The 4,531-nt window shown below is 71.5% G+C and carries 3 protein-coding genes; 1 reads left to right on the plus strand and 2 read right to left on the minus strand.

Annotated features, from left to right (window positions below):
• Positions 1-77 precede the first annotated feature (77 nt).
• Positions 78-2,198, plus strand: a complete 2,121-nt coding sequence (locus G6027_RS07415) for an ATP-dependent DNA helicase UvrD2 (RefSeq protein ID WP_346995655.1) — start codon at positions 78-80, stop codon at positions 2,196-2,198.
• A gap of 21 nt (positions 2,199-2,219) precedes the next feature.
• Here the strand turns inward: G6027_RS07415 and G6027_RS07420 are convergent, their stop codons facing one another.
• Together G6027_RS07420 and G6027_RS07425 are read right to left on the minus strand one after the other, a co-directional pair.
• Positions 2,220-3,536 (minus strand): AarF/UbiB family protein, encoded by a 1,317-nt coding sequence (locus G6027_RS07420; protein ID WP_182636620.1) that lies wholly within the window; start codon positions 3,534-3,536, stop codon positions 2,220-2,222.
• A gap of 8 nt (positions 3,537-3,544) precedes the next feature.
• Positions 3,545-4,531, minus strand: a 987-nt coding sequence (locus tag G6027_RS07425; RefSeq protein ID WP_241726906.1) for a hypothetical protein, incomplete at its 5' end; no start/stop codon positions are given.

Consider the following 4,531-nt stretch of genomic DNA (forward strand, 5'->3'; position numbering starts at 1 on the left):
TCAACGCACGGAGACGGAGGAATCATCCCGGGGGAGGCCCGCGGCGATGTGTCGGGGCCGGATGCCACCATGGGGGCGTGGATGACGTGCGACGTGACCGGGAGTCGGCCCTCGACGGACTGGACCCCCAGCAGCGGCGGGCCGTCCTGGCGCCCCGCGGCCCGGTCTGCATCCTCGCTGGCGCGGGGACCGGCAAGACGCGCACGATCACCCGGCGCATCGCCCACCTGGTGACCACCGGACACGTTCGGGGGGACCAGGTCCTGGCCGTCACGTTCACCGCCCGCGCGGCCGGGGAACTGCGCATGCGGCTCGCCGGCCTGGGCGTGGCGGACGCCGGCACGGGGCCGGTCCAGGCGCGGACCTTCCACTCGGCGGCCCTGCGCAACCTCTCCTACTTCTGGCCGCGGGTCTACGGCGAGGAACCATGGCAGTTGCTCGACGGACAGTTCCGGGCGGTCGCGCAGGCGGTCCGCCGGGTGGGGCTGGATCCCTCGACGGAGACCATCCGGGACGTCCTCACCGAGATCGGCTGGGCCAAGTCCAGTCTGCTCACCCCCGACACGTACGCCGAGCGGGCGGTCGCTCTCAGTCGTGACCTCCCGGCCCCCGCCCCGGAGGTGGCACGGGCGTTCCGGGCGTACGAGGACCTCAAGGTGTCGGGCCCGGTCCGCATGCTCGACTTCGACGACCTGCTGGGGCACATGGCGGAACTGGTGGAGGAGGTCCCGGCGATCGCGGAGGAGTTCCGGGACCGCTACCGGTGCTTCGTGGTGGACGAGTTCCAGGACGTCACGCCCGCTCAGCAGCGCCTGCTGTCGGCCTGGCTCGGTCGGCGCGACGACCTCACCGTGGTGGGCGACGTCAACCAGACCATCTACTCCTTCGCCGGGGCGGACCCGGACTACCTGCTGGGCTTCGCCGAGCGCTACCCGGAGGCGACCGTCGTCCGCCTGGAGTCGGACTACAGGTCCACCCCGCAGGTCGTCGACCTGGCCAATGCGGTGATCGGGGCCGGCGCGGGGCGGTTCCGTTCGGCCGGTCTCACCCTCCGGGGAATGCGTCCGGCAGGGCCCGATCCCATACTCACCGAGTACCCGGACGAGGATGCGGAGGCGGAGGCGGTCGCGGGGGCGATCGCCGATCTGGTCCACGGTGGGCTCGACCCCTCGGAGGTCGCGGTCCTGTACCGCGTGAACGCGCAGTCGGAACGCATCGAGGCCGCGCTGGACGAGGTGGGGATCGGGTATCGACTCAAGGGCGGGGAGGGTTTCTTCGACCGGACGGTGATCAGGCGCGCGATGTCGACGATCGACAGACTGGTCGACGGCACGGACGAGGCGGTCACGGAGGAGCACTCCACGCTCACCGACCCCACCGACGTCGCGCGGGTGATCCGGGCGTCGCTGGAACCGTTGGGTCTCACGGCCGCCGAACCGTCGGGAACCCAGGCCAGGGAGAAATGGGAGTCGCTGACCGCGTTGATGGGCCTGGTGGAGGAGATCGCCACCACCGAGGAGCGCCCCGGGTTACTCCCGGTGGTCGCCGGGCTGAGAGCCCGCGCTGCCGCGAGGCACGCCCCGGACCAGCGCGGGGTCACCCTGGCGTCGTTCCACGCCGCCAAGGGGCTCGAATGGGATGCGGTGTTCCTCCTCGGGGTGCACGAGGGCAGTCTGCCCATCAGTCACGCGATCAAGGCCGGGCCGGACGCCATCGAGGAGGAGCGGCGACTGTTGTACGTGGGGATCACACGGGCACGGGAGCATCTGTCGGTCTCGTGGAGTCGCAGCCGTCGGGCCGGGGGCCGCGCCACTCGCCGGCCGAGCCGCTTCCTCGACCCGGTGCGCCCGGCCCCGGCGCCCGCCGGCACCCGCCAGACGACCGACTCGCAGGACAAGGGGCGCTGTCGCGGATGCGGGGAGCGGCTCACCGGGCCCATGCATCGCGCATTGGGATCGTGCCCAGACTGCTCGGTCGAGGTCGACACCGGGTTGTTCGAGCGGCTTCGCGACTGGCGGAGGGAGACCTCGGAACGCATCGGCAAGCCCGCATACACGGTGTTCACCAACGACACGCTCGCGCAGATCGCGCGCGAGCGCCCCTCGGACACCAGGACGCTCGGGCGCATCGGCGGGATCGGGGCACACAAACTCGGCGAGTACGGGGACGACGTACTCCGCCTGGTCAGGGAGGGCTGACCCTGGCCGATCCGGAGGTGCTCACTCCTCGTCGGGGAAGATCTCCGGCATCCAGCGCTGGACTATCTGCCGGTACGGGGCGGTCGCCTCGAGTTGGCACAACATGCCGACCGAGGCCGAGAGCACCCGGTGGATGAGGACGTATTCGCGGGGAAGCGTGAACGACCGAGAGGTGCGGAACTCACGGCCGGAGACGTCCCCGTACACGGCCATGATCCCCTGCATCCACTTCCGGTCGAAGTGGAACTCGGGCTTGCGCATCGGCTCGATGAAGGGGCCGAGGAATGCCATCGCGTCCTCGGGGTTCAACCCGCCCCGGCCCACGTACCCGGAGCGCGTCATGAGCGCGAGCAACTCCTCTGACTCCCCGGCCAGCGCGAGCCGCATCATCGAGGTGAGGACCGCGGGCATGCCCTCCGGCAGCGGGAGTGAGGCCCCGAAGTCCAGCACCACCATCCGACCGTCGTCCGCGAGGAGGAAGTTGCCGGGATGCGGGTCGCCATGCATCATCCGGGCGCGCGTGGGGGAGCAGAACTGGAACTCCGCCAGGAGTTCACCGGCCCGGTCGCGCTCGTCTTGCGTCCCACTCGCGGCGATCCGGCCGAGCGTGCGACCCTCGGCCCACTCGGTCACCAGGACTTTCGGTGCGGACGCGAGCACGGCGGGGACACGGATCAGCGGATCGTCGCGGAACGCGGCGGCAAACACCCGCTGGGTGTCGGCCTCACCCCGGTAGTCGAGTTCGGCCACGGCGCTGTCGTACAGCTCGTCGATGACCCCTCTGACGTCGGTGCCGGGGTTGAGGGGACGCAGGAGTGGCGCGAGACGTCGGAGCTGACGGAGGTCCGAGCGCAACGCCTCGTCGGCCCCGGGGTACTGGATCTTCACCGCCACCTCCCGACCGTCCGACCAGACCGCGCGGTGCACCTGGCCGATCGAGGCGGCGGCGGCCGCGGAGGTGTTGAACTCGGCGAACCGCTCCCGCCACCGAAGTCCCAGTTGTGTGTCGAGGACTTTCTCGACCTCAGCAGGGGGCAGGGGAGGAGCCTCGGCCTGGAGCTTGGTGAGCGCCTCGCGGAACGGACCCGCGTACTTGTCGGGCATCCCGGCCTCGAACACGCTGAGGGCCTGCCCCACCTTCATCGCCCCGCCCTTGAGCTCTCCGAGTACGGCGAAGACCTGGTCGGCCGCCTGGTCGGCCAGCTCCTCGGTCAACACGCCCTCGCCCCTGCCCAGAGCTCGACGGCCCAGCGACCCGGCGGCTCGTCCGGCGATTCCCAGGGGCAGGCCTGCGAGGCGCGCTGCTCGACGGGATGAGGTGCGGGGGAGATCGGACACGCCTCCAATCATGACAGAGGATCCCGGTATGTCGCCGCGCCGCAGGTACAGCGATCGGAGGCCGGCCACTCCAGTCTCTTCCACAGCCCCTCGGCGGGATTGATCTCGACGGACGCCCCGACGGTCTGGAGGGGACGATCGGGCTCACGGCTGGCGGAGACCTCGGCGAGGACCAGAGCCGCTGCCGCGGTGAGCGCGGGCACGCCGGCAGCGGGGGACCTGCCGACGAGTTGGGCGGCCACGAACGGCCACCGCGGGTCACGCCCGGCGCGGAACAGGTCGACGCACCGCAGACACGGACTCGCGCCGGGGATCACGGTGGGGCCCACCACCACCCGTCCGTCGCGGGAGTACACGTGGAGATGGACCTGGCCGGATCGGGTGAGAGTGGAGGCCACCACGGGATCCACCGAGATCGAACCGGTCAGGATCACCAGATCCGGTGTCGGGCCGCGCCGGGTCCAGGGTGGACGGTCGCGGTCGAAGGCCAGTCCCGGATCAGGCCCGGTCGTGACCCGGCAGCCGTTGACCGACAGCGGTCCGCGCAGCACCTCCGACACCTGACCCCTCCCGAGGATGTGGACCTGGCGGATGGCGGTCGGCCTCGGGGCCGGCACCGGCTCCGGGGATGCGGAGCCCGGGCTGATGAGCCGGACGTGACCGAGTTCGGCCAGACGGACCAGGATCCTGGCGACGGAGGGCAGGTCTGCGGGGTCGACCCCCGCCCGGGTGGCGGCGTCGTCGAGCTCGGTTCCCCCCTCGAGTTCGAGGAGCAGCGTGGCCAGGCCCCTGGGTCCGCACGACGTGGGGGCGGCCACTACGACCGCACGGTCCGGAGCCAGTCCCACCTGCACAGAGTCGTGGTCGCGCACCACCACGACGGTCCCCGCCCGCAGGACGGCCCGGACGGGGTCCCGGGAGGCGGGCGCGCTGACTGGGGGAGCCTGGGGCGGGAGGACGACGGAGCCGGTCGCTGGTGACACGGGCACATCGTA

Source organism: Dietzia sp. SLG310A2-38A2 (assembly GCF_014145095.1).
Classification (GTDB): Bacteria; Actinomycetota; Actinomycetes; order Mycobacteriales; family Mycobacteriaceae; genus Dietzia.